The sequence below is a fragment of the Streptomyces purpurogeneiscleroticus genome (assembly GCF_020024005.1).
GTDB lineage: Bacteria > Actinomycetota > Actinomycetes > Streptomycetales > Streptomycetaceae > Streptomyces > Streptomyces purpurogeneiscleroticus.
The window spans coordinates 1-2822 of record NZ_NHSG01000263.1 but is presented as its reverse complement, the minus strand read 5'-3'; the positions used below and the strand labels follow the sequence as shown (position 1 = coordinate 2822).

Annotated in this window: 3 protein-coding genes; all 3 read left to right on the top strand. The window is 75.9% G+C overall.

The features are described 5' to 3' along the window. Positions 1-61 precede the first annotated feature (61 nt). A complete protein-coding gene (locus CCS38_RS17060; protein WP_223734132.1) occupies positions 62-178 on the top strand; it encodes a SapB/AmfS family lanthipeptide in 117 nt (38 codons plus the stop codon). 74 nt (positions 179-252) lie between these two features. Further along, a complete protein-coding gene (locus tag CCS38_RS17055) occupies positions 253-1989 on the top strand; it encodes an ABC transporter ATP-binding protein (RefSeq protein WP_223734131.1) in 1737 nt (578 codons plus the stop codon). Continuing rightward, a partial coding sequence (locus tag CCS38_RS17050; protein ID WP_308050807.1) for an ABC transporter transmembrane domain-containing protein occupies positions 1986-2822 on the top strand: 837 nt, incomplete at its 3' end. The genes CCS38_RS17055 and CCS38_RS17050, both read left to right, overlap by 4 nt.

Genomic DNA, 2822 nt, shown 5'->3' with positions numbered 1-2822 from the left:
CCGGGCCCCCGAGCCATTCCGACCCCGTCCCCATGGAGAAGAAGTGCGGAGGTGAAACAACATGACGATCCTGGATCTGCAAGGCATGGAAACCGCTCACCACGGTGGCAAGCCGCGTAGGAGTGGCGCCAGCAAGTACTGCGGCGGCACCAGCCAGCTGAGTCTGCTGCTCTGCTGAAGGCAATCAGGGGCGAGGACGTGCACGGCGTCCCCGCCCCTTCGTGTGCGGACGGGGAGACACAGGGAGAAGGCATGGACCGACGCGCCGCGGACCGGCTGCTGCTGGCGGCAGCGCGGCGGGGCGGGCCCTGGGTGCCCGCCATGATGGCCACCTCACTGCTGCTCGCCGGTGTGTACACCGTGCTGCCCGCCCTCATGGGCCGCACCGTCGACGCCGTGCTCGCCGACGGGGACACCGCCGTCTGGCTGGCCCTCAGCATCGCGGCGATCGTCGTCCTGATGGCGTGCGACCTGCTGGACGACCTGGTGGGAAAGCTGGCCGAGGCGCGTTCGACCGCGTGGCTCCGCCACACCCTCCTGCGGCACGTACTGGACTTGGGCATTCGCGCCACGCGCCGCTTCACGGCCGGGGACCTGGTCGGCCGGCTGGTCGGCAATTCCGCGCGGACCGGGCAGGTGGCGTCGACCCTGGTGTGGGCCGTGGTGGATCTGGTGCCTCCGGTGGGCGCGATCGTCGCGCTGGCCCTCATCGACCCCTGGCTGTGCCTCACCTTCCTGGTGGGGCTGCCCGTCGTGCTTTCCCTGGTGCGTACGTTCATTCGCGATGCCTCCGACATCAACGAGCGCTACTACGAGGCGCAGGGCCGGGTGGCCGCCCGGCTCGTCGATGCGCTGGCCGGGATCCGTACCATCGCCGCGGCCGGCACCGTGGACCGCGAGGTGGGCCGCGTCCTCGGCCCGCTGCCGGAGCTGCACCGGCACGGGGCCGGCATGTGGCGGGTCCTCGCGCGGGTGTCGGGGCGGGAGGCGCTGGTCATCCCGCTGCTGGAAGTCGCCGTTCTCGCGGTCGCCGGTCTGCAGCTCGCGCACGGCCGCATCTCCCCCGGCCAGGTCCTCGCGGCCGGCGAGTACGTCGTACTGGCCACCGGCATCAGCTCGCTGGTGTCGTCGGCGAGCCGGCTCGCGCTGGCCCGGGCGACGGCGGGCCGGGTCGCCGAGGTGCTCGCGGAGCCCCCGGTGGCGTACGGCGGGGCGCGCCTGCCCGACGGCCCCGGGACGCTGGAGTTCCGGGGCGTCACCGTACGGGGGCCGAGCGGCGGCACCGTACTGGAGGATCTGCGGCTGACCGTCCCCGGCGGGGCCCTGGTCGCGGTCGTGGGCCGGTCCGGGTCCGGCAAGTCCGTACTGGCCGCGCTGGCCGGGCGGCTCACCGACCCGGACGAGGGCGAGGTGCTGCTGGACGGCGTGCCGCTGCGTCAGCTCGGCAGGCCGGCGCTGCGCGAGGCGGTGGCGTACGGCTTCGAGCGTCCGGTGCTGCTCGGCGAGACGTTCGCCGACGCGATCGGCTTCGGGCCGCGGCCGGCCGCTGACGGCGAGGTGGTGCGGGCGGCCGCGGCGGCGCGGGCCGACGGCTTCATCAGGCGGCTGCCCCAGGGGTACGGGACCCGGCCGGCCGACGCCCCGGTCTCCGGCGGTGAGGCGCAGCGGGTCGGGCTGGCACGGGCGTTCGCCCAGGCCGGGCGGGTGCTGGTGCTGGACGATGTCGCCGCGAGCCTCGACACCGTGACCGAGCACCACATCAGCCAGGTCCTGACCGGCGCGCTGGCGGGGCGTACCCGGCTCGTCGTGACCCACCGGGCGTCGACCGCGGCGCGGGCCGACCGTGTCGTCTGGCTGGACGGCGGCGGCGTCCGCGGGCAGGGCACCCACCGCGAACTCTGGTCGCAGCCGGCGTACCGGGCCGCGTTCCAGCCGGACGGTGCGGGCACCGGCGCGGAGGCCGCCGCGAGCGCCGGGGACGTGGCGTGACGGGCCCGGCCGCGGGGCTGCTGCGGTCCTCGCTGCGCCGGCGGCGCGGGGAGTTCGTACGGCTCGCGGGGTGGTCGCTGGTGCAGGCCGTCCCGGCGTTCCTGACCGGGTGGGTGATCGCCCGCGCCGTGGACGAAGGCTTCCTCGCCGGCCGGGCCGGTACGGGCTTCGCCTGGCTGGGGGTGCTGGCGGTCGCGGTGGGGATCGGGGCGTGGGCGACGCGGCACGCGACGCTGGGGCTCGCGGCGGTCGTCGAACCGCTCCGGGACGAGCTGGTCACCCTGGTGACGTCCGGCACGCTGCACCGGTCGGCCGGCGCCGGCCGGCCGAGCGACACCGGCGGCGTGGCACGGCTGACCGAGCAGGTGGAGATCGCCCGGGAGGCGTACGGCGCGGTCGTGATGTTCGTACAGAGTTTCCTCGCCTCCGCGGTGGGGGCGCTGCTCGGCCTGGCCGCCCTGGACCCCGCCCTCCTGCTGTTCGTGCTGCCGCCCCTCCTCGTGGGGCTGGGGCTCTTCGTCGCGGCGCTGCGGGCGATGGCCGCGCGCCAGCGGGACGTGATGCTGGCCGACGAGCGCGTCGCCGAGACCGCGAGCCAGGTGACCGGAGGGCTGCGGGACGTGGTGGCGTGCGGCGGGGAGGACGTCGTACGGGAGCGGGCGGGCGAGCGGATCGACGCGGCGGCGCGGGCCACCCGGGCGCTGGCGCGGATGACGGCCGTGCGGACCGCGTCGCTGGCCGTCGGCGGCTGGCTGCCGCTCGTCCTCGTCCTGGCCGGGGCCCCGTGGCTGGTGCAGCGGGGGGTGACGGCGGGGGCGGTGCTGGGTGCGGTG